Source organism: Corynebacterium comes (assembly GCF_009734405.1).
Taxonomy (GTDB): Bacteria; Actinomycetota; Actinomycetes; order Mycobacteriales; family Mycobacteriaceae; genus Corynebacterium; species Corynebacterium comes.
The window spans coordinates 2,275,832-2,297,714 of the sequence record NZ_CP046453.1 but is presented as its reverse complement, the minus strand read 5'-3'; the positions used below and the strand labels follow the sequence as shown (position 1 = coordinate 2,297,714).

Here is a 21,883-nt window from a genome sequence, read left to right as displayed (position 1 = left end):
CGTGGGTACCGGGGTGCTGCCGGGTCCTCCTTGTGGGGGGTCGGTGGTGTCCCGGTGCGGGTGCCGGTGGGGGTGGGTGGTGTGTTGTGTGAGAACTGTATAGTGGACGCGAGCATCTTTATTTTGTGTGTGCCGTGTGCCTTTGTCCCTGCTTTCGGGTGGGGGAGGGTGTGCGGTGAATGTTTGTGTGAGTGTTAGTTCACCCGCCGGTCGGCCTGTCCCTGTTGTGGGGGTGGGTGGGTCGGTGGAATGTGTTTGTAGTAAGGGCGCATGGTGGATGCCTTGGCATACTGGGCCGATGAAGGACGTGAGAGGCTGCGTTATGCCTCGGGGAGCTGCCAACTGAGCGTTGATCCGAGGATGTCCGAATGGGGAAACCCGGCCACCGTTATGGGTGGTCACCTCACAGTGAATTCATAGCTGTGGTGGAGGTTGACGCGGGGAAGTGAAACATCTCAGTACCCGTAGGAAGAGAAAATAAGGTAATGATTCCGTCAGTAGCGGCGAGCGAACGCGGATGAGGCTAAACCGTGTGTGTGTGATACCCGGCAGGGGTTGCACATGCGGTGTTGTGGGATGCGATGGGGGTGGCCTGCCGGCTGCCCGCACGATGTGCATGTGGTCAGCGGAAGTGGTCTGGGAAGGCCCACCGGAGCGGGTGAGAGTCCCGTACGTGAAGACTGTGTGTGCCGTGTTGTCGTATTCCCGAGTAGCAGCGGGCACGTGAAATCTGCTGTGAATCTGCCGGGACCACCCGGTAAGCCTAAATACCCAGTATGACCGATAGCGGATTAGTACCGTGAGGGAATGGTGAAAAGTACCCCGGGAGGGGAGTGAAATAGTACCTGAAACCATGTGCCTACAATCCGTCAGAGCACCTCTTGTGTGTGATGGCGTGCCTTTGGAAGAATGAGCCTGCGAGTCAGCGGCATGTCGCGAGGTTAACCCGTTGTGGGGTAGCCGTAGCGAAAGCGAATACTAACTAGTGTGATCTAGTGGCATGTCCTGGACCCGAAGCGGGGTGATCTACCCATGGCCAGTGTGAAGCGACGGTAAGACGTCGTGGAGGCGCGAACCCACTTAGGTTGAAAACTGAGGGGATGAGCTGTGGGTAGGGGTGAAAGGCCAATCAAACTCCGTGATAGCTGGTTCTCCCCGAAATGCATTTAGGTGCAGCGTTGCGTGGTGCTTGCCGGAGGTAGAGCTACTGGTTGGTTGAGCGGGACTACAATCTTAGCAATGTCAGCCAAACTCCGAATGCCGGTTAAGTTAGCGCAGCAGTGAGACTGTGGGGGATAAGCTTCATAGTCGAGAGGGAAACAGCCCAGATCGCCGGCTAAGGCCCCTAAGGGTGTACTAAGTGGAAAAGGATGTGGGATCGCGAAGACAGCCAGGAGGTTGGCTTAGAAGCAGCCATCCTTGAAAGAGTGCGTAATAGCTCACTGGTCGAGTGGTCCTGCGCCGACAATGTAATGGGGCTCAAGTACACCGCCGAAGCCGCGGCAACAATCCACATTGGTGGATGTTGGGTAGGGGAGCGTCGTGCACGCGGTGAAGCAGTACCGTGAGGGGCTGTGGAGTGTGTGCGAGTGAGAATGCAGGCATGAGTAACGAATTGGCAAGTGAGAATCTTGCCCGCCGGATGACTAAGGGTTCCTGGGTCAAGTTCGTCTTCCCAGGGTGAGTCGGGACCTAAGGCGAGGCCGACAGGCGTAGTCGATGGACAACGGGTTGATATTCCCGTACCCGTGTATGTGCGCCCATGGTGAATCAGTGATACTAACCACCCATAATCCGTCACCTGTCAGGCTTTGCCTGACGGGGGCGGGGCGTGCGTGGAGCCTGATCTGGTAGTAGCCAAGCGATGGGGTGACGCAGTGGGGTAGCCGTGCCACTTATTGGATTGTGGTGTAAGCGTGTAGCACGAGGGGACAGGCAAATCCGCCCCTCATCAAGGTGTGAGACGTGATGCGTAGCCCTTCGGGGTGATGTCGGTGATCCCGTGCTGTCGAGAAAAGCCTCTAGCGATGGACATACATGGCCCGTACCCCAAACCGACACAGGTAGTCAGGTAGAGAATACTAAGGCGTTCGGGTGAACTGTGGTTAAGGAACTCGGCAAAATGCCCCCGTAACTTCGGGAGAAGGGGGGCCAGCACCGGTGACCGTTCTTGCAACGTGAGCTGGTGGTGGTCGCAGAGAATAGAGGGAAGCGACTGTTTATTAAAAACACAGGTCCGTGCGAAAACGTTTAAGTTGAGGTATACGGACTGACGCCTGCCCGGTGCTGGAAGGTTAAGAGGACCGGTTAGTGACCCTTGCGGTTGCGAAGCTGAGAATTTAAGCCCCAGTAAACGGCGGTGGTAACTATAACCATCCTAAGGTAGCGAAATTCCTTGTCGGGTAAGTTCCGACCTGCACGAATGGCGTAACGACTTCCCTGCTGTCTCAACCACAGGCCCGGTGAAATTGCAGTACGAGTAAAGATGCTCGTTACGCGCGGCAGGACGAAAAGACCCCGGGACCTTCACTATAGCTTGGTATTGGTGTTCGGTTCGGTTTGTGTAGGATAGGTGGGAGACGTTGATCACATGACGCCAGTTGTGTGGGAGTCGTTGTTGAAATACCACTCTGATCGGATTGGATACCTCAACCTTGGCCCATGATCTGGGTCGGGGACAGTGCCTGGTGGGTAGTTTAACTGGGGCGGTTGCCTCCTAAATAGTAACGGAGGCGCCCAAAGGTTCCCTCAGCCTGGTTGGCAATCAGGTGGTGAGTGTAAGTGCACAAGGGAGCTTGACTGTGAGAGTGACAACTCGAGCAGGGACGAAAGTCGGGACTAGTGATCCGGCACCAACTTGTGGATGTGGTGTCGCTCAACGGATAAAAGGTACCCCGGGGATAACAGGCTGATCTTCCCCAAGAGTCCATATCGACGGGATGGTTTGGCACCTCGATGTCGGCTCGTCGCATCCTGGGGCTGGAGTAGGTCCCAAGGGTTGGGCTGTTCGCCCATTAAAGCGGTACGCGAGCTGGGTTTAGAACGTCGTGAGACAGTTCGGTCTCTATCCGCCGCGCGCGTTGAAACTTAAGGAAGGCTGTCCCTAGTACGAGAGGACCGGGACGGACGTACCTCTGGTGTGCCAGTTGTTCCGCCAGGAGCAGGGCTGGTTGGCTACGTACGGAAGGGATAACCGCTGAAAGCATCTAAGCGGGAAGCCTGTTTCGAGATGAGGTTTCTTTTGAGGTTCCCCATAGATGATGGGGTTGATAGGCCGGATCTGGACGCACCGTAAGGTGTGGAGGTGACCGGTACTAATACACCGACAAAAACACATACCATCCCACGTCGTGGGGTGTGTGTCACGCACGTAACACATCAGCAGCACGAAAGACAAAGTGTTGCCCGCGTCCACTATGCAGTGTCTGACACAGCACACCCGTATCACCGGGACACCACCCCCTCTTGTGGGGGGGTTGTTCCGTGGGATGTGTCGGTGGTTGATAGCGGCAGGGAAACGCCCGGTCCCATTCCGAACCCGGAAGCTAAGCCTGCCCGCGCCGATGGTACTGCACCCGGGAGGGTGTGGGAGAGTAGGTTGCCGCCGACACTAATAATTGAACACAATTGAATACCCTTGAGCACCCGTCCTCGTGATGGTCGCACCCCCCACCCGTGTGGTGGGGTGTGACGGTCACCGGGGGCGGGTGCTTCGGCATCCCCACCCCCCGCAGGGGGAACGAAAGACACTCCGCCCGTGGAGTCCGTTGAACCCGACGGTGACGAATGGGACGGCGCGCACGTGCTCGGTTTGCCTGTGTTTCTCAGGGTCATTTACGGTTGGCTCACCCCGAATATCAGGGGGCACCCTGATGTTTCGTAGGCTTTGGGCGATTACGCTGGATCTTCGATACCCACTTTTCAGGAGAAGAATTTCATCATGACAGACCACGGGGCCACCCCGCCCGCTGACTTCGAGAACGACGCCCCTAACCTCACCACGGAACTGGAGTCGGCCGCCCGCGCCATCGACCTGTACAAGAAGTACGGCGAGGGCGAGACTGCGGTGACTGCGCTTGACCATGTCAATGTGTCGTTCGGGAAGAATCAGTTCACGGCGATCATGGGCCCCTCGGGTTCGGGTAAGTCGACGCTCATGCACTGCATGGCTGGTCTGGATTCCGCGACCTCCGGCTCTGCACTGATCGGCGACACGGACCTTTCGACCCTGCGGGACAAGGAGATGACCGCCCTTCGTCGTGACCGGCTCGGCTTCATCTTCCAGTCCTTCAACCTGGTGCCCACACTGACGGCCGCAGAGAACATCACCCTGCCCTCCGATATCGCCGGCCGCAAGGTGGATGAGGCCTGGTTCAAGGAGATCACCACCCGTCTGGGTCTGTCTGATCGCCTGACGCACCGCCCGGCGGAGCTCTCGGGTGGTCAGCAGCAGCGTGTGGCGTGCGCCCGGGCCCTCGTGTCCCGCCCCGACATCATTTTCGGCGATGAACCGACCGGCAACCTGGACTCTAACTCGGCGGCCGAGGTGCTCAGCATTCTGCGGACCGCGGTGGACAAGGATGACCAGACGGTGGTGATCGTCACCCACGATGCCCGTGCGGCGTCGTACGCGGACCGGGTGGTTTTCCTGGCGGACGGCCAGCTGGTGAATGAGCTGATCGATCCGTCAATGGATGAGATTCTGGCCTTCATGGCCGGCGTCGAACGCTAGGCAGGGGGACCAGTTGGCTAAGAACACAACCATGCGCAGGGTCAGCCTGCGCAACATCGCCGCGCACAAGTTGCGCCTGGCGTTGACGGTGCTGGCGGTGGTGCTGGGCACGGCGTTCATCTCCGGTGCCTTCATGTTCACGAATTCCCTGGACAACACCTTCAAGGCTGCGGTGAGCAACACCTACGAGGGCGTCGACGCAGTCGTGGGCCCTGCTGAGGGGCTGGCGGGTGTCCCGCAGGCGACCCGGGAGCAGATCGCGCAGGATGACAAGGTCGCCGACGTCAATGTGACGGCGTCGCAAACCGTGGTCCTGGCCACGGAGGATGAGGAACCCATCCAGACCGGCGGCGGCACCTCGACGCTGTCCGTGTGGTACGACCCGGACAGCGTGGTCGGCGAGGCCAATACCATGGCCGAGGGCGAACGCCCGGAGGCTGCGGACGAGATCGTGCTCAACTCGAAGGGCGCGGAGAAGTTCGGCATCTCGGTCGGTGACACCCTGATCGTGGTCGATCCGCAGGAGCGGCACACCATGACGGTGACCGGCCTGTACGACATGGAACTTGATCAGGGTCAGTCCCTGACGGCGTACATGCCGGTGAATGCGTTCCTCGAGCGGTACACGCTCGACGGTTCCACCTCCCAGCTGGTTGTCTCCGCGGCGGAGGGGACCAGCGACATCGACCTGGTCACCCACCTCTCGGACACCTACGAGGGTGTCGAGGTGGAGACCGGCGAGAAGTTGGCCGAGGAGATGTCGAAGGCGTTGTCACAGGCCCTCGAGTTCGTCAACTACTTCCTGGTCGCCTTCGGCATGGTGGCGTTGCTGGTCGGTACGTTCCTCATCGCGAACACCTTCTCGATGATTGTGGCGCAACGCACCAAGGAGTTCGCGCTCCTGCGCGCGTTGGGCGCGGACCGGAAGCAGATCACCCGCTCGGTGGTGTTCGAGGCATTCATCGTCGGCGTCATCGGGTCCGCGCTCGGCATCATCGCCGGCGTGGGTCTGGTCGCCGCCATCAAGGCGTTCATGGCGAGCCGGGGAATGTCGCTGCCGGATTCGGGGCTGGGCCTGTCGACGTCCGCGGTTCTCGTCCCGCTCATTCTCGGAACCTTTGTCACCGTCATCTCTGCGTGGCTGCCGGCCCGGCGGGCCGGTGAGGTCCGACCGGTGGAGGCGATGCGTTCGACCGAGGCCTCGACCGATCAGCCGCTGGTGGTCCGCACGGTGATCGGCGTGGTTCTCATGCTGGTCGGTGTCGCTGCGGCGGTGGCGGGCGTTCTGCTCGCGGACTCGGCGACGTCAACACGCGCGATCCTGGTGGGCGTCGGCGCGCTCGGCGTGATCGTCGGCTTCTTCTTCGCCGGTCCGGCGATGTCCCTCCCGATCGTGCCCACCCTGGGCAGGGTCATCGGTGTGCCGTTCGGGGCCATCGGCAGGCTGGCGGCGACCAACTCCCGCCGTAATCCCCGCCGTACGGCCACCACCGCGTTCGCGCTGACGCTCGGTGTTGCGCTGGTGACGGCGATCGGCATGCTGGGTGACACGATGAAGGCGTCGATCTCTGACGTGGTGGAGAACAACGTCTCCGCCGACTTCATCCTCTCCGGTCCCCAGACCGGCGGCTTTCCGACGCCCGCCGGCACCTCCGACGCCGTCCGGGAGGTCGAGGGGGTGGACAAGGTGCTCACCATGGCCACCGCACCCGTGCTTGTCGACGACCGCGCGACCAACCAGTTCGGCCCCGTAGCCCAGACCCTGGTCATCGACGGGGACATCTCCCAGATGGCGGTCCTGGAGATGAGTGAGGGCACCTCGGACCTGGGCACGAACCCAGGTGTTCTGGCGTCAACCGGATTCGCCGAGGCCAACGGCTGGGCGGTCGGCGACGTCCTGCCGCTGACCGCCCCGGAGCTGGGAGGGGAGACCCGCGAGATCGAGGTCGTCGGCATTTTCGAGCCGAACAGCCTGGTGAACAACATGATCATCGCCAAGGAATCGGTCGACGGGATGATTCCGCCCGGCGCTCTGACGGTCAACATGGTCGGAGTCATCGCCGACGGGTCCGTCAGCACAGATCAGCTGCGTGCCAACCTGGAGGAGGCGGTGAAGGGATTCATCGTCGTCCAGGTGATGAGCGCGGAGGAGATGGCGGGCATGGCAGGTCAGGCCATCGACCAGATGCTCAACATCCTCTATGCACTGCTGGCGCTCGCGGTGATCATTGCGATCCTCGGCATCGTCAACACCCTGACGCTCGGAGTCATCGAGCGTCGCCAGGAGATCGGCATGTTGCGCGCCGTGGGTTCGCAGCGCAGGCAGATCCGCACCATGATCACGCTGGAGGCCGTTCAGATCGCGGTCTTCGGTGCGGTCATGGGCATGCTCATCGGTCTGGGACTGGGCTGGGCCTTCCTCGAGGTGCTCAAGGATCAGGGCCTGGACACCATTTCGGTGCCGTTCGCGATGCTGGTGGTCATGCTCATCGGTTCTGCGGTCGTCGGTGTGCTCGCCGCTATCTGGCCGGCACGCAGGGCGGCCAACACTCCGCCACTGGACGCCATCTCCGGTTAGAGCAACAGCGCGTTCGTCAGCCACGCCATCGCCAGCCCGGCGGTGAGCGTGGCTGACGCGTATCCGGCCAGGAGCCGGTAGCGCCGCCCCGACTTTGATCAATTTAGTGCGGTAATCAGTCGGCCTCGATTCGGGTGATCAGGTCGGTGACCTCTGGCGGCAAGGGGGATGCGGCGTGGATGGTCTGGCCGGCGATCTGCAGCTCGAAGGTTCGGTACTTACGCAGGGTGCGGACCAGCCGCTTAATTGACAACCCTGAGCGTTCCTCGAGGAGGTGGCCGACGGCCATCGCCGCCATCACCACGCTCAGGTGCGCGTCGATGGAGTCGCGTTTGCGGTGGTAGATCGGTCTGGCCTTGAGATCGGACTTCGACATCCGGAAGGCTTTCTCGATCTTGAGCAGCTGGCGGTAGGAACCGATGACCTGCTCCGGGGCCAGATCAACCCGGGACGTTTCGTAGCCCTTGAGCCCGGCCAGGGCCTTATTCTTGTCCACCAGTGACCAGTGACCAGTTGACCTGCTTGTTCGGCGCCTTGAGATCGACGAAGCGATTGCGCTTGACCGGGATCTTGCCCGCGACGGCCTTCTCTGCCTTCGCGACCTGCTCATCGATGCCCTTGAGCGTGCGCCGTGCCCGGTCCCAGGAGTACTGGTAGTAGGTCATCGAGTGCGGGACGCCGTCGGGGCCGCGCCCCGTCCGGTCGGCGTAGGCCCAGATCTGTTTGTCCATGTAGTCCTGGCCGGGGTTGTTCTTGCGCCACTGCGCCACCGGGTAGGGAACGTCCGTGAACTTTGTCCCGAGGATGTAGTGCAACCCGGCGTCGACGATGGCCTTCTTGTTGCCGGAGGAGAACATCCCGGCATCCGCGACGACGGTGATGTCATCGACGTTGAATGACTCCTGGAACGTGTGGATCATGGGCAGCATCGTGCGGGTTTCGGCCATGTTGCCCTCGAACGCGCCGACCGACAAGGGGAATCCGGAGGCGTCCGACAGCAGGCCCACGGTGATCTGGGGTTCCAGGCGGCGTTCCTTGGAGAAGCCGGGCTTGCGGAATTCGTCAGCCTCGTCGGTTTCGAAATACAGGGTCGTCACGTCGTAGAGCACGAGCACCCCGGGACCGATGCCGGCATAGGTGGCACATGCGTGGGTGAGCCGATCACGGAAGTCGGTGGTGGCGAAAACAGGCAGCCGACGGTTGATCGTGGGATAGCTCGCGGACCGCAGGCCGATCTCTGCAAGTGTTTCTACACTGTCGAGTTTGGAGCCGGGTTGGACTAGTCGGGCTATCACGAGATTCCGGAAGACCTCGTCACCGTCGGTGGCCTCGTCGAAGCCCAGTTTCCGGTAGGCGCGCTGGATCGTGTCGATGAGGTGGCCCGCCTTTTCGCTGGTCACCGGTACCGGAGCCTGTTGCGTACCGGTGCCGGCCGGGGTGGTGTCCACAGCGAGATCCAGGCTCAACTGGTCACCGTCAACCAGGCGCTGGGCCTTGGCGCGCAGTAGCGCGAGGTCTTCGGGGGTGTGGGCGGAGCCGATGTGGGTGAGGTTCTTCGAGCCGCGTTTTTCGGAGTACACGATCTGCACCGCGGTCGCCCCGGAGGCGGTTTTTACGGTGCGGATGTAGGGGCTCATGAAAATCAATCTAGTGATTCACCCTGAAACCCACCCCCTTGAGTCGCGAAAACCAGCGTCTACCGCGCTGACTGTGCTGGCCAGCGTGTCAATATGATCTTCCTCAAGTCATTTTGATCAAAGTCGGGTTAGAGCAACAGCGCGTTCGTCAGCCACGCCATCGCCAGCCCGGCGGTGAGCGTGGCTGACGCGTATCCGGCCAGGAGCCGGTAGCGCCGCTCCTTGAGCAGCTGTCCCAGCTCGCGGGACAGGGTGGACCACGTGGACAGGGCGCCGGCGAAGCCGGTACCCAGAGCCAGGTACAACAGGCTCCCATGGCCCACCACGCCGATCACGGCACCCAGGACGGCGGTGGCCAGGAGATTGGCGGCGAAGGTTCCGCGCAGGCCCCCCGGCCACAGCGTCAGAGCCCACCGGGCAACGCCCCCGAGGAAGCCTCCGACACCGACGGCCAGCAAAGACACGATCATCGGGCCCACCGGTCCCCGAGCAGCCACGCTCCGACGCAGCCCACTACGGTGGCCAGAACATAGCCCACCGCCTGCAGAGGGGAGGAGGTGGCGGCGAGACAGGCGAAAGTGGAGAAGCTCGTGAATCCGCCGAGCACCCCGCGGCCCCAGAAGGCGCCGGGACGCAGCAGACCCATGAGGAAGGAGCCCAGGATGTTCACCCCGAGCAGGGTCGGCAGCCCGGCGCCGAGGAACTCCTCGAGCCCGTAGCGGGCCAGGGCGCCGAGGAGGGCGCCGGCGCCGACGGCGGTGGCGTCGCGAAGCAACGTACTACTTCCAGTCACTTCCCTGGGCGCGCATGAAGGCGGCGACCTCCTCCGGGGAGGCGCGCAGCGTGGGGTCGAACTTGAGGTAGGCCTTCGTCTCGCGGGCCACGAGTCCCGAGAGAATGAGCAGACCGATGAGGTTCGGCAGCGCCATCAGACCGTTGGCCAGGTCGGAGAAGGACCAGACGAGTTCCAGCTCGACGGTCGCACCGATGAGGGCGACGACGGTGAAGAGCATGCGGTAGGGGACCGTGCCGCGTCGACCGATCAGCGACTCCAGCGAGCGTTCGCCGTAGTAGGACCAGCCGATGATCGTGGAGAAGGCGAAGAAGATGATCGACAGTGAGACGATCGTGCCGCCCCATTCACCCGGCAGCGCGGCAGAGAAGGCGTTGGCGGTCATGACGCCGGCGGTCTCGCGGCCGGTGTCCCACACGCCGGTGGTGACGATGACCAGGCCGGTGATGGAGACGACGATGAGGGTGTCGATGAAGGTCTGCGTCATGGAGACCAGACCCTGTCGGACCGGATGGGAGGTCTTCGCCGCCGCCGCCGCGATCGCGGCGGAACCCATACCGGACTCGTTGGAGAAGATGCCGCGGGCGACACCGAACTGGATCGCGAGCATGATGCCCGCGCCGACGAATCCGCCCGTGGCGGCCGTGCCGGTGAAGGCGTCGGTGAAGATCAGACCCAGCGCCGCGGGAATGTCGGCGACGTTCATGACCAGGACGACGATGCCGGCGGAGACGTAGAGGATGATCATCATCGGCACGAAGGCGGAGGTGATACGGCCGATGGCCTGGATGCCACCGAGCAGCACCGCGCCCAGGAGGACGAACATGATGGCGCCCGAGGCGAACGGGTCGAGGCCGAAGGCGCTCTCCAGGTTGGTGGCCACGGCGTTGGCCTGGGTGAGGTTGCCGATACCGAAAGACGCTATCACCGCGAAAACCGCGAACATGAGCGCCAACGTCTTGCCCACCGGTCCGGAGATACCGCGCTTGAGGTAGTACTGCGGGCCACCGGACTGCTCACCCTTGGCGTCGGTGGTGCGGAAACGCACACCCAGGAACGCCTCCGTGTATTTCGAGGCCATGCCGACCAGCCCCGTCACCCAGATCCAGAACAACGCACCCGGGCCACCCACAGAGAGCGCCGTGGCCACACCGACGATGTTGCCCACGCCGACCGTCGCGGCCAGTGCGGTGGTCAGCGCCTGATAGTTGGAGATGTCACCCTTGCCGTCGGCGTCGGAACGGTCGATCAGCCCGTGGCGCAGCGCCCGACCCAGCATGCGGAACTGGAGGCCGCCCAGACGGATGGTGAGGTAGAGGCCTGTGCCCAGCAGCAGCGGGATGAGGATGAACGGTCCCCAGACAATTCCGCCGGCTGTGTCGAGTGCGTTCTGCAGCGATTCCATGCGATCAAGGTACCCACCGGGTGTGGCCTCGGCCACGTCCGCCCCCGGATATGAACCGGAGGGCAACCCCCGCTGCCCCCTGGCGGGGGTGATCGGCGAGTGCGCCCGGTCGATGCCCCCTGCGGGCGTGGGCCTACCCGACAACAATGGAGGCCATCCCTGCCCAGGCACATGAAGGAGAACTGAAGACATGGCACACGAACGCGCGGGCCAGCCGGCACGTCCCGAGGACCTCATCGACATCGCGGAGGTCGTCACCGCCTACTACACACGTAAGCCGGATGTGGAGAACCCCGACCAGCAGGTCGCCTTCGGCACCTCCGGCCACCGGGGATCCTCACTGGACACCGCCTTCAATGAGGATCACATCCTGGCCACGACCCAGGCGATCGTGGACTACCGCAACCGGACCCCCGTCCGCTGGTACGGGCGGATGTACATCGGCCGCGACACCCATGCGCTCTCCGAGCCGGCGATGATCTCCGCGCTGGAGGTGCTGCTGGCCAACGACGTGGAGGTGTTCGTCGATGCAGCGGGGCGGTACACCCCGACCCCGGCCATCTCGCATGCGATCCTGGGCTACAACAAGGACGTGCAGTGGGGTGTCGCGGGCCCGAGGGACCTCCTGGCTGACGGCATCGTCATCACGCCCTCGCACAACCCGCCGCGCGACGGTGGTTTCAAGTACAACCCCTGGAGCGGCGGCCCGGCCGACACGGACGCCACCGACTGGATCGCCGACCGCGCCAACGAGCTGCTGCGCGGTGGCCTCCGGGACGTCAAGCGGACCCCCGTCAGCGGTGTGCTCGACGAGCGTGCGCAGCGGCAGGACTTCCTTGCCAACTACGTCAACGACCTGCCCAACGTGGTCGACATCCAGGCGATCCGCGACTCCGGTCTGTCCATCGGTGCGGATCCCATGGGTGGCGCCTCGGTGGACTACTGGGGGGCGATCGCCGAAACCCACAAGCTGAACCTGACCGTGGTCAACCCCCTGGTGGACGCCACCTTCCGTTTCATGACGCTGGACTCCGACGGCAAGATCCGTATGGACTGCTCTTCGCCGCATGCCATGGCCTCGTTGATCAACAGCCGCGACAAGTACGACATCGCCACCGGCAATGACGCAGATGCGGACCGCCACGGCATCGTCACCCCTGACCACGGGTTGATGAACCCCAACCACTACCTGGCCGTCGCCATCGAGTACCTCTTCGCCAACCGGCCGAACTGGGACCAGAACACCGCGGTGGGCAAGACCCTGGTGTCCTCCTCGATGATCGACCGGGTCGTCGCGCAGCTCGGTCGCCGCCTGGTGGAGGTTCCGGTGGGCTTCAAGTGGTTTGTGGCCGGACTGCAGGACGGCAGCATCGGTTTCGGCGGTGAGGAGTCCGCCGGCGCGTCCTTCCTGCGTCGCGACGGCGGCGTCTGGTCCACAGACAAGGACGGGCTCATCCTCAACCTGCTGGCCGCCGAGATCACCGCGGTCACCGGCAAGACCCCGTCGCAGCGCTACGCGGAGCTCGCGGAGCAGTTCGGCGCCCCGGCGTACGCGCGCACAGATGCGCCCGCGAACCGCGAGCAGAAGGCCATCCTCAAGCAGCTCTCCCCGGAGCAGGTCACCGCCACCGAGCTGGCGGGTGAGCCGATCACCGCCAAGCTGACCGAGGCCCCCGGTAACCAGCAGGCCATCGGTGGGCTGAAGGTGACCACCGAGAACGCCTGGTTCGCCGCCCGCCCCTCCGGCACCGAGGACAAGTACAAGATCTACGCCGAGTCCTTCCGAGGTGAGGAGCACCTGAAGCTCGTCCAGCAGGAGGCGCAGGCTGTGGTGAGCCAGGTACTCGGCGGTTAATCCGCTGTGATCCCGGCCGGATCGGGGGATTTCTCCTACCGTACCGGCCGGAAAGTGGACTAAGGTCTGGGGTTGTGTCCATCACCAACCAGGCAACGCCCACGCCGGCGGAAACAGCACGAGTGCTCAGTGATTCCGCCGAAGTCTCCGATCCCGCAGCGCGCCCCGGCTCCTTCTGGTCAGGTACCAATGGTCGCCGGGTGCTCGACGCCATCAGTTTCTTCGCCCGCTTCTTCATGGCCTACACCTGGATAACCGCAGGTGTGGCCAAGTTGGACAATCACCTGAACATGACCCAGGCGATCATGGCCTACGAGATCTTCACTCCTCAGTGGTCGGATCTGCTGGCCCGCCTCATCGGACCGCTGGAGATCGCCGGCGGTGTCCTTCTGCTGCTGGGAATCTTCCTCCGGCAGTCGAGCAAGGTGGCCACCGTTGTGCTGCTCATGTTCATCATCGGCATCGGCCAGGCCTGGGCGCGGGGCCTGGGCATCGACTGCGGCTGCTTCAACATCGAGCCGAACATGGACAAGGCGGCGATGGATTACTTCGTCACCATCCTGCGGGACATCGGCTACATCGCATTGAGCGTGTGGACCATCTACCGCCCCTTCAAGAGGTTCGCCCTCCATCCCTGATCTCAAGACCAACAAGTACTCAAAGGTGAAAACACAGTGAGCAGCAAGTCCACCCGGGTCACCGACCCGAATGCCAAGGGCAGCAACACATTCCTCTGGGCCATCATCGCCGTCGTGCTGGTCGCGGCCGTGGTCATCGGCTACATCGTGATGTCCGGACAGGGCAAGAAGACCGAGTACCTCGCCGACCGTGAGTCCGTCGACGTGTCCTTCGGGTCTGAGTTCGGTGACAACGCCGTCACGCTCTCCGCAGCCAACCCGGCGGCCGAGGCCGTCGAGGTTGACCTCTACGAGGACTACTCCTGCTCCTACTGCGCCCAGCTCGCCGAGAACACCGATGAGCAGATGCAGGCGGCCATCGAGTCGGGCGATCTGATCGTGAACATCCGCAGCCTCAACTTCCTGGACCGCGGCAACGCCGACGGCCACTCCACCCGCGCGGCCGCTGCAGTTCTCGCCGTCGCAGAGGCCGGCGAGACCGACGTCTACTGGAACTACCGTGCCGCACTCCTGGAGGAGCAGGAGGACATCTACAACAAGTGGAGCAACGACGACTTCGCCAACGCCGCGCAGGAGCTCGGAGCCTCCGAGGGCGTCGTCGAGAAGATCCGCAGCGGTGAGTCCGTCAGCGCGGCCAACGATCTGACCACCGCCAACGCCGACAAACTCGAGGCTGAGACCGGCCAGGTTTCCTCGCCCCGCGTGCTCCGCGACGGCAAGGACGTCGAGGTCGACGACATCAACCAGTGGCTGGACGCGGTCCTGAACTAGGGCGTCCTGCTGGGCGACGCCCGCCTCGCGCGGGCGTCGCTGAGCATCCACCAGGGGATTTGGTGGCGCGGCCCGGGGGCGTGTACATTAACAGAAGTTACAAGGGGCTATGGCGCAGCTGGTAGCGCACCACACTGGCAGTGTGGGGGTCAGGGGTTCGAGTCCCCTTAGCTCCACTTGACAACTTAATAAAACGTAAGGGGCTATGGCGCAGCTGGTAGCGCACCACACTGGCAGTGTGGGGGTCAGGGGTTCGAGTCCCCTTAGCTCCACCATTGGAGAAGCCGGTCACCGGGGATGAAAGTCCCCGGTGACCGGCTTCTCACCTTTCCGGGGACAGTTGTGGGGCCGACAGGGGTGGGGGCACGTATTCTTGAGATGACAGATCGCGCGCCCTGCGCCCTACCGTTTGAGGAGCATTCCAGCATGTCCATGAATGACGACGTCTTCCGCAAGCTGAGCACCGAGCAGTCCCTCGCCCGCCTGGCGGACGTTCAGCCGGGCCGGCTCGTCCTGCATCGCGATGGAGTCCTCGAGATCTTTCCGGTCAACTTCGTGGTGGACGGGGAGAGCATCTATCTGCGCACCGCAGAAGGGTCCAAGCTGTTCACCCTGACCCTCAACCACGATGTTCTCTTCGAGGCAGACGGGGTCGACGACGGCACCGCCTGGTCCGTGGTCGTCCGCGGCACGGCTGAGGTGCTGGAGAAGGCGGCTGACATCGATCACGCCGAGACTCTGGATCTGAAGCCGTGGGCCCCGACCCTGAAATACAACTGGGTCCGCATCAACGCGACGGAGATCAATGGCCGGGAGTTCGAGATCGCCGAGGAGCCCGAGCGCTACTAGCCGGACCCGCCGTGACACCCGTATTCACCAAGAGGCCCCGTGAGCCACGTTCCGCTGAAGCGGAGGCCGCGGGGCTTCGCTGGCTCCGGGGGGCCTCTGGGGCAGTCGTCGAGGTGCTCGCGTTGGATCCGGTCGCGAACACCTTGAGTACCGCCATGGTCCGGGAGGTGGCGCCGACGCGCAGGGCCGCCCGCACGGCCGGCCGGGAACTGGCACGCATCCACAGGGCGGGGGCGCCCGCCTTCGGGGCCCCGCCTCCCGGTTGGAAGGGGCCGAACTACATCGGCACCAGGATCCAGGAGTGCACTCCGAGGGATCGCTGGGGAGAGTTCTACGTCGCGCAGCGGGTGCTGCCTTTCGCCCGCCGGGCCCGGGAGGCGGGCAACCTCGACGCGGCGGGGCTGGCTCTCGTGGAACGGGCCGCCGACGCCATCGTTGCGGTGTCCTGGGAGATCGCGCCCGCCCGGATCCATGGGGACCTGTGGACCGGGAATCTGCTCTTCGGTGAGGACGGACCCGTCTTCATTGACCCGGCGGCCCATGGCGGACACCCTGAAACCGACCTGGCGATGCTGGATCTGTTCGGAGTGCCCTTCCCGGAGGAGATCTGGGCGGGCTACCACGAGGTCTCGGCGCTGGCCCCGGGCTTCCGGGAGCGCTTCCCCCTGCACCAGCTCCATCCCCTGGCGGTACACGCGTTGACGCACGGACCGGGCTATGCCCGGGCCCTGGTGGGGGCGGCGCGGGAGACGTGCCGCCTTCTGGTGGGCGGGTAGATCCTAGCGCCACCACGTGTCGGTGGGGCCCGGCGGCAGGTGCCGTTTGTGAGTGCCGACGCGCCACAGGTGCTCGATGCGTTCTCCGGCCTTCTCCGGCACGGGGCGGCCCTCCAGGTAGTCGTCGATGTGGGCGTAGGTGACACCGAGTGCCACCTCGTCGGGTAGCGCCGGGCGATCCTCCTCGAGGTCGGCGGTGGGCACCTTCTCCCACGTCTCGGCGGGGGCGCCCAGTTCCTCCAGCAGCTGCGCGCCCTGACGCTTGTTGAGCCCGGCGAGCGGGAGGACATCGGCGGCACCGTCGCCGTGCTTGGTGAAGAAGCCGGTGACGTTCTCCGCTGCGTGGTCCGACCCGATGACCAGCAGGGACTTCTCTCCGGCGATGGCGTACTGCGCGATCATGCGTTGGCGGGCCTTGACGTTGCCTTCGTTGAAGTCGCTCAGCGCCGCCTGTCCGAGAGCTTCGGCGACGGCGGCGGACATCTCGCCGGTCGCTCCGGCGATGTTCACGGTGACGCGATGGTCGGGGTTGATGAAGTCGAGGGCTGTCTGCGCGTCGTCCTCGTCGGCCTGCACTCCGTGGGGGAGTCGGACGGCCCAGAATTCGACCTCACGGCCCTCGGCGCGGAGCTTCTCCACGGCCAGCTGGGCGAGTCGGCCGGCGAGCGTGGAATCCTGCCCACCGGAGATCCCGAGAACGAAACCCTTCATGCCCGTCTTCCGCAGGTAGTCGGCCAGGAAGCTGACGCGGGCGGTGACTTCCCCGGCGGCGTCGATACGCGGCCGGGCATGGACGGCGTTGATGATCTCCTGCTGCATGACCACCATCCTAAACGGTTTTGGAGGTTGAGCGGCTGGTGAGGTAACATGGTCCCTCGTGTCATGGCTGAGTTATTTGCCATGCTGAATCAAGTGGCATCGCAAGTTCACAGTCGCGCAAATAGAAAGGAGCGCCCGATGAAGGTTCGCAAGTCGCTTCGGTCGCTGAAGAACAAGCCGGGCGCCCAGGTTGTGCGTCGTCACGGCAAGGTCTTCGTGATCAACAAGAAGGAACCGCGTTTCAAGGCCCGTCAGGGTTAAGTCACGTAGTTGCCAACGGAACCGCCCGTCCCCAGGTCCTCACGGACTACGGGGGCGGGCGGTTTCTTGTGCGTGCGGCATCGCCCGACAAGGCAGTTTATAACGATTGCATAACGGCGCCAGGGGGCGAGCTGGGTAAATCCCACCGGTGTTGTTCCGCCGGTTTCGGGAGGCGTTTTGCGGGGGTCAACATGTGGGCCGGACAACGTCGTCGTGCTGGGAGTTTCATCGTTGTAACTACTATATGTAGTGCTAGTTGCAAGCTGCGACCACAAAGTATAGTGTCTATTGATAACGCCACAGGAAAGGCGCAGAGCGCATCCAGGGCCCGTTTTGATAGTCGGCAGCATCAGCTGGCCGGGGTACTCGGTACCCATTGAAGTCAGAAAATCCGTCAGAGAATGAGGTTCACTCCCATGTCCATCACCCTCTACACCAAGCCCGCGTGCGTCCAGTGCAAGGCCACCCAGAAGGCCCTCGACCGTGCCGGCCTGAAGTACAACACCGTGGACATCAGCCTTGATGATGAGGCCCGGGACTACGTCCTGGCCCTCGGTTATCTCCAGGCCCCGGTCGTCGAGGTCAACGGCGAGCACTGGTCCGGCTTCCGCCCGGAGCGGATCAACAGCCTCGCCGCAGTCGTCGCTTAAACGGCGCCGGCCCTGCCTGGAGTCGGGGCCGCCCGCCGGACACATCCCCACGCCGCCCACGAGACGCTGGGCGGCGTTTGCCGTGGCGTGGGGCTCTCCCGGGCCTGACGCGGCCCTGTTGTGAAGGGAAGTCAATCGAAGATGCTCGTCGTCTATTTCTCATCGGCGACCGAGAACACCCGTCGCTTCGTCGAAAAGCTGGGCCTGCCGAACATGCGGATCCCGCTGCACAAGGCCGACGAGCCGCTCATCGTCGACGAGCCCTACGTGCTCGTGTGCCCCACCTACGGAGGTGGGGCGTCCATGAACCACCAGAATTCGCGCCCGGTGCCCGTCCAGGTGATCCGGTTCCTCAACAATGAACACAACCGCAGTCTCATCCGTGCGGTCGTCGCCGGCGGCAACGTCAACTTCGGCACCGACTTCGGGCTCGCCGGGGAACTGATCGCCAAGAAGTGCAGGGTTCCGTACGTCCACCGATTTGAGTTGATGGGCAATTCCGAGGATGTGCGTATTCTTCGGGATGGGCTCCTCACCAACGCTGAGGCGCTGGGGCTCGAGCCGATGCCCGTTGACGTTGACACGGCAGACGCCGCAGACAGCGCATAACTCAGAGATTTTTCCTCCGCTCCCGCCCAATGAACTTGAAAGGCCAGAAGAAACGTTGACCACGCAGACCACACAGCAGACCACCTCGTCGAAGGGATCCGCCGTCGCGGAATCCACCAACCCGGGGGAGCAGCTGGACTACCACGCACTCAACGCGTTGCTGAACCTCTATGACGGCAACGGCCACATTCAGTTCGCCAAGGACCGCGAGGCCGCGAACCAGTTCTTCCTCCAGCACGTCAACCAGAACACCGTGTACTTCCACGACCTGGAGGAGAAGCTCAACTACCTCGTCGAGAACAAGTACTACGAGCCGGAACTGCTCGAGTCCTATGACTTCGAGTTCATCAAGGGACTGTTCCAGCGGGCATACAAGTTCAAGTTCCGCTTCCCCACGTTCCTGGGTGCGTACAAGTACTACACCTCCTACACCCTCAAGACCTTCGACGGTCGCCGCTACCTGGAGCGCTTCGAGGACCGTGTCACCATGACGGCGCTGTTCCTGGCCAACGGCAACGAGGAGCTCGCCGAGAGCCTCGTCGACGAGGTCATGTCCGGCCGTTTCCAGCCGGCCACCCCCACCTTCCTCAACGCCGGCAAAGCACAGCGCGGTGAGCTCGTCTCCTGCTTCCTGCTGCGGATCGAGGACAACATGGAGTCGATCGGCCGTGCCATCAACTCCGCCCTGCAGCTGTCCAAGCGCGGCGGCGGCGTCGCCCTGCTGCTGAGCAACCTGCGCGAGGCCGGCGCGCCGATCAAGCACATCGAGAACCAGTCCTCCGGCGTCATCCCCGTGATGAAGCTCCTCGAGGACTCCTTCTCCTACGCCAACCAGCTCGGTGCCCGGCAGGGTGCGGGTGCGGTGTACCTCAACGCCCACCACCCGGACATCATGTCCTTCCTGGACACCAAGCGTGAGAATGCCGACGAGAAGATCCGCATCAAGACGCTGTCCCTCGGCGTGGTCATCCCGGACATCACCTTCGATCTGGCCAAGCGCAACGACGACATGTACCTGTTCTCCCCGTACGACGTCGAGCGCATCTACGGCAAGCCCTTCGGCGACATCTCCGTCACTGAGCTCTACGACGAGATGGTGGAGGATCCGCGGATCCGCAAGACCAAGATCAACGCCCGTCATTTCTTCCAGACCCTGGCGGAGCTCCAGTTCGAGTCCGGCTACCCGTACATCATGTTCGAGGACACCGTCAACGCCGCCAACCCGATCGACGGCCGCATCAACATGTCCAACCTGTGCTCCGAGATCCTGCAGGTGAACACCCCGTCCACCTACCATGAGGACCTCTCCTACGAGACCATCGGCGAGGACATCTCCTGCAACCTCGGTTCGATGAACATCGCCATGGCGATGGATTCCCCGGACTTCGGCCGCACCGTCGAGACCGCCATCCGCGGGCTGACCTCCGTCGCCGAGTTCACGAGCATCGATTCCGTCCCCTCGATCCGTGAGGGCAACAACGCCTCCCACGCCATCGGGCTGGGGCAGATGAACCTCCACGGTTACCTCGGCCGCGAGCACATCCACTACGGATCCGAGGAGGGGGTCGACTTCACCAACGCCTACTTCGCCGCGGTGCTCTACCAGGCGCTGCGGGCCTCCAACAGGCTGGCCAAGGAGCGCGGGGAGAAGTTCGTCGGCTTCGAGAAATCGAAGTACGCGGACGGCAGCTACTTCGACGGATTCGACCCGGCGGACTTCGCACCGAAGACCGACAAGGTCAAGGCGCTTTTCGACGCCTCGACCGCCACCGTCCCCTCCGCGGAGGACTGGGCGAAGCTCAAGGTCGAGGTCATGCAGCACGGCCTGTACAACCGCAACCTGCAGGCCGTCCCGCCGACCGGTTCGATCTCCTACATCAACAACTCGACCTCGTCGATCCACCCGATCGCCTCGAAGATCGAGATCCGCAAGGAAGGCAAGATCGGCCGCGTCTACTACCCGGCGCCGCACATGGACAACGACAACCTGGAGTACTTCCAGGACTCGTACGAGATCGGCTTCGAGAAGATCATCGACACCTATGCCGTCGCCACCAGGTACGTTGACCAGGGCCTGTCGCTGACGCTGTTCTTCAAGGACACCGCCACCACCCGCGACATCAACCGCGCGCAGATCTACGCATGGCGCAAGGGCATCAAGACGCTGTACTACATCCGTCTCCGTCAGGTCGCCCTCGAGGGCACCGAGATTGAGGGCTGCGTCTCCTGCATGCTCTAGAGCATGGCTGACTGAAAGAAAGGCGCAGGTTCCCCGGAAAGGGGACCTGCGCCTTGTCGTGTCTCCGGGGACGACTGTCAGAAGTCGCTGACGAAGATCATCGACACCTCGGTGAGCAGGGCCCGGGACTGTTCCTCGGCGCCGGACTCATTCCCCTCGGAGATGGCACGGGCGAGGTTCTCGTGGGCCGCCAGGGCCACCGGGGCAGGGTCGGCCGGCTGCAGCCCGTAGCGGGTCCGGCCGTGGAGAACGCTGAGCATGGAGGGGGCGAGGGCGGCGAACATCTCGTTGCCGGAGGCCTCGAGCAGCAGGGCGTGGAAACGGACGTCGGCCTCGAGGAATTCCTGGGAGGAACCCTCGCCGGATTCGCCGAGCTCGCGCATCCTCGCGGCGAGCGCGACCAGCTCCTCGCGTTGTTCAGGGGTTGCGGCCGCCGCTGTGAGACGGGCGGCCTGAGGTTCGACACCACTGCGCAACTCGTTGAGGGCGCGCAGCTGGAGACGCCGTTCAGTCGGGTTGGCCAGGCGCCAGTCGATGATGGCCTGATCGAAGATCGCCCAGGATGAGCGGGGGCGGACCGTGATTCCGACGCGGCGGGAGGAGGAGACCAGTCCGAGCTGTTCGAGGGCTCGCATCGCCTCACGGGCGACGGTGCGGGAGATGTCGAAACGGTTGGAGAGGTCCTGGAGGGTGAAGGTCTTCCCCTCCGGCAGGGTGCCTGCCACGATGTCCCTGCCGAGTTCATCGAGGACGTTGTCCAGCAGGGGGGCAGCCGGTGTGCGGGGAGACTCGGTCATTACTGTCAGTGTCCTTCAGATGGGGAGGTGCGCGTTAATAGTCATTCTAATCGGAATTCGGCATGTGACATAAGGGATCCCCTCTATCGGGAGGGGAGGCACATCTCTTTTCCGGGATTGCGGGGCAGGATTGACGGGACTGCCGGGATCACCGGTCTCCGTATATCGCATATATAAGGGATCACCCCGTGATGCATGGACTTCTCGGGGTCCCTGCCCCGGTAATTTTCCGGTGGGTGACGCAACCTCAGCCGGCCCTTCAATCGAAAGGTTGACACCTACCGGGGGTGGGGCGGGGTTCCGGCCGGGGCCGAAGAATTCAAATACTGCAGTTCGCGGTTGTGGGGCCCGTCACAAACCGGGGAGGGGTCCACGGAATCGGCGGAGATTTGTCCGGAAACCGCCGCACCCATGTGTTTTGCGTTGCAGATGGGGTTAGACTGATCATCGTCTCCAGTCCAGGTGGGCTGGGAA

16 protein-coding genes, 2 tRNA genes, 2 rRNA genes and 1 pseudogene are annotated in these 21,883 nt (G+C 63.4%); 15 read left to right on the top strand and 6 right to left on the bottom strand.

Annotation, left to right across the window (positions count from 1 at the left end; translation table 11 throughout):
- Window positions 1-250 precede the first annotated feature (250 nt).
- From CETAM_RS11000 to CETAM_RS10985, 4 genes are all read left to right on the top strand, one after another.
- A 23S ribosomal RNA gene (locus tag CETAM_RS11000) occupies window positions 251-3,338 on the top strand.
- A gap of 154 nt (window positions 3,339-3,492) precedes the next feature.
- Window positions 3,493-3,610: ribosomal RNA gene (rrf, locus tag CETAM_RS10995) — 5S ribosomal RNA — on the top strand.
- Between the two features lie 330 nt (window positions 3,611-3,940).
- Window positions 3,941-4,732: an ABC transporter ATP-binding protein gene (locus CETAM_RS10990; RefSeq protein WP_156228889.1), complete on the top strand. Its 792-nt coding sequence runs from the start codon at window positions 3,941-3,943 to the stop codon at window positions 4,730-4,732.
- A gap of 13 nt (window positions 4,733-4,745) precedes the next feature.
- On the top strand, window positions 4,746-7,310 hold the full coding sequence (locus CETAM_RS10985) for an ABC transporter permease (protein WP_156228888.1): 2,565 nt from the start codon (window positions 4,746-4,748) through the stop codon (window positions 7,308-7,310).
- Between the two features lie 115 nt (window positions 7,311-7,425).
- Here the strand turns inward: CETAM_RS10985 and CETAM_RS10980 are convergent.
- The 4 genes and pseudogenes from CETAM_RS10980 to CETAM_RS10965 all read right to left on the bottom strand — a co-directional run bounded on the left by CETAM_RS10980 (window position 7,426) and on the right by CETAM_RS10965 (window position 11,145).
- Window positions 7,426-8,947: pseudogene (locus CETAM_RS10980) on the bottom strand (IS1634 family transposase).
- A 128-nt stretch (window positions 8,948-9,075) separates the two neighbouring features.
- Window positions 9,076-9,417 (bottom strand): FluC/FEX family fluoride channel, encoded by a 342-nt coding sequence (locus CETAM_RS10975; RefSeq protein ID WP_156228887.1) that lies wholly within the window; start codon window positions 9,415-9,417, stop codon window positions 9,076-9,078.
- Window positions 9,414-9,740, bottom strand: coding sequence for a fluoride efflux transporter family protein (locus CETAM_RS10970; protein ID WP_231587473.1), 327 nt, complete (start codon window positions 9,738-9,740; stop codon window positions 9,414-9,416). The genes CETAM_RS10975 and CETAM_RS10970 overlap by 4 nt, the downstream gene beginning before the upstream one ends.
- A complete protein-coding gene (locus CETAM_RS10965; RefSeq protein ID WP_156228886.1) occupies window positions 9,727-11,145 on the bottom strand; it encodes an alanine/glycine:cation symporter family protein in 1,419 nt (472 codons plus the stop codon). Before CETAM_RS10965 ends, CETAM_RS10970 begins: the two co-directional genes overlap by 14 nt.
- A 190-nt stretch (window positions 11,146-11,335) precedes the next feature.
- Between CETAM_RS10965 and pgm the strand changes: the two genes are divergently transcribed.
- The 7 genes from pgm (at window position 11,336) to CETAM_RS10930 (ending at window position 16,034) form a co-directional block, all read left to right on the top strand.
- Window positions 11,336-13,000 carry a phosphoglucomutase (alpha-D-glucose-1,6-bisphosphate-dependent) gene (pgm, locus tag CETAM_RS10960; protein ID WP_156228885.1) on the top strand — a complete coding sequence of 555 codons (1,665 nt, stop codon included), beginning with the start codon at window positions 11,336-11,338 and terminating at the stop codon, window positions 12,998-13,000.
- 200 nt (window positions 13,001-13,200) lie between these two features.
- Entirely contained in the window at window positions 13,201-13,638 is a 438-nt protein-coding gene (locus tag CETAM_RS10955; RefSeq protein WP_156229494.1) for a DoxX family protein, read from the top strand.
- A gap of 36 nt (window positions 13,639-13,674) precedes the next feature.
- Window positions 13,675-14,409, top strand: a complete 735-nt coding sequence (locus CETAM_RS10950) for a DsbA family protein (RefSeq protein WP_156228884.1) — start codon at window positions 13,675-13,677, stop codon at window positions 14,407-14,409.
- Between the two features lie 103 nt (window positions 14,410-14,512).
- Window positions 14,513-14,585 (top strand) — tRNA-Ala (locus tag CETAM_RS10945).
- Window positions 14,586-14,608: 23 nt separating this feature from the next.
- A tRNA-Ala gene (locus tag CETAM_RS10940) sits at window positions 14,609-14,684 on the top strand.
- A gap of 151 nt (window positions 14,685-14,835) precedes the next feature.
- Complete coding sequence (locus CETAM_RS10935) at window positions 14,836-15,258, top strand: pyridoxamine 5'-phosphate oxidase family protein (protein ID WP_156228883.1); 423 nt, start codon at window positions 14,836-14,838, stop codon at window positions 15,256-15,258.
- An 11-nt stretch (window positions 15,259-15,269) separates the two neighbouring features.
- Window positions 15,270-16,034: a fructosamine kinase family protein gene (locus CETAM_RS10930; RefSeq protein WP_156228882.1), complete on the top strand. Its 765-nt coding sequence runs from the start codon at window positions 15,270-15,272 to the stop codon at window positions 16,032-16,034.
- Window positions 16,035-16,037: 3 nt separating this feature from the next.
- Here CETAM_RS10930 and nadE read toward each other — a convergent pair whose 3' ends face one another.
- A complete protein-coding gene (gene nadE / locus CETAM_RS10925; RefSeq protein ID WP_156228881.1) occupies window positions 16,038-16,862 on the bottom strand; it encodes an ammonia-dependent NAD(+) synthetase in 825 nt (274 codons plus the stop codon).
- A gap of 129 nt (window positions 16,863-16,991) precedes the next feature.
- Here nadE and ykgO point away from each other — a divergent pair, with 129 nt between their 5' ends.
- The 4 genes from ykgO (at window position 16,992) to nrdE (ending at window position 20,612) form a co-directional block, all read left to right on the top strand.
- Complete coding sequence (gene ykgO / locus CETAM_RS10920) at window positions 16,992-17,114, top strand: type B 50S ribosomal protein L36 (protein WP_018341343.1); 123 nt, start codon at window positions 16,992-16,994, stop codon at window positions 17,112-17,114.
- Between the two features lie 416 nt (window positions 17,115-17,530).
- Window positions 17,531-17,764, top strand: coding sequence for a glutaredoxin-like protein NrdH (gene nrdH, locus CETAM_RS10915; protein WP_156228880.1), 234 nt, complete (start codon window positions 17,531-17,533; stop codon window positions 17,762-17,764).
- Between the two features lie 141 nt (window positions 17,765-17,905).
- Complete coding sequence (nrdI, locus tag CETAM_RS10910; protein ID WP_156228879.1) at window positions 17,906-18,373, top strand: class Ib ribonucleoside-diphosphate reductase assembly flavoprotein NrdI; 468 nt, start codon at window positions 17,906-17,908, stop codon at window positions 18,371-18,373.
- Between the two features lie 133 nt (window positions 18,374-18,506).
- On the top strand, window positions 18,507-20,612 hold the full coding sequence (gene nrdE / locus CETAM_RS10905; RefSeq protein WP_231587667.1) for a class 1b ribonucleoside-diphosphate reductase subunit alpha: 2,106 nt from the start codon (window positions 18,507-18,509) through the stop codon (window positions 20,610-20,612).
- A gap of 77 nt (window positions 20,613-20,689) precedes the next feature.
- Here nrdE and CETAM_RS10900 read toward each other — a convergent pair whose 3' ends face one another.
- Window positions 20,690-21,409, bottom strand: coding sequence for a FadR/GntR family transcriptional regulator (locus CETAM_RS10900; protein ID WP_156228877.1), 720 nt, complete (start codon window positions 21,407-21,409; stop codon window positions 20,690-20,692).
- Between the last annotated feature and the right edge of the window lie 474 nt (window positions 21,410-21,883).

Coding starts and splice junctions, on each gene's coding strand:
- CETAM_RS10990 (WP_156228889.1), top strand. CDS start 3,941: ATGACAGACCACGGGGCCACCCCGCCCGCTGACTTCGAGAACGACGCC.
- CETAM_RS10975 (WP_156228887.1), bottom strand. CDS start 9,417: ATGATCGTGTCTTTGCTGGCCGTCGGTGTCGGAGGCTTCCTCGGGGGC.
- CETAM_RS10965 (WP_156228886.1), bottom strand. CDS start 11,145: ATGGAATCGCTGCAGAACGCACTCGACACAGCCGGCGGAATTGTCTGG.
- pgm (WP_156228885.1), top strand. CDS start 11,336: ATGGCACACGAACGCGCGGGCCAGCCGGCACGTCCCGAGGACCTCATC.
- CETAM_RS10935 (WP_156228883.1), top strand. CDS start 14,836: ATGTCCATGAATGACGACGTCTTCCGCAAGCTGAGCACCGAGCAGTCC.
- nadE (WP_156228881.1), bottom strand. CDS start 16,862: ATGGTGGTCATGCAGCAGGAGATCATCAACGCCGTCCATGCCCGGCCG.
- ykgO (WP_018341343.1), top strand. CDS start 16,992: ATGAAGGTTCGCAAGTCGCTTCGGTCGCTGAAGAACAAGCCGGGCGCC.
- nrdH (WP_156228880.1), top strand. CDS start 17,531: ATGTCCATCACCCTCTACACCAAGCCCGCGTGCGTCCAGTGCAAGGCC.
- nrdI (WP_156228879.1), top strand. CDS start 17,906: ATGCTCGTCGTCTATTTCTCATCGGCGACCGAGAACACCCGTCGCTTC.
- CETAM_RS10900 (WP_156228877.1), bottom strand. CDS start 21,409: ATGACCGAGTCTCCCCGCACACCGGCTGCCCCCCTGCTGGACAACGTC.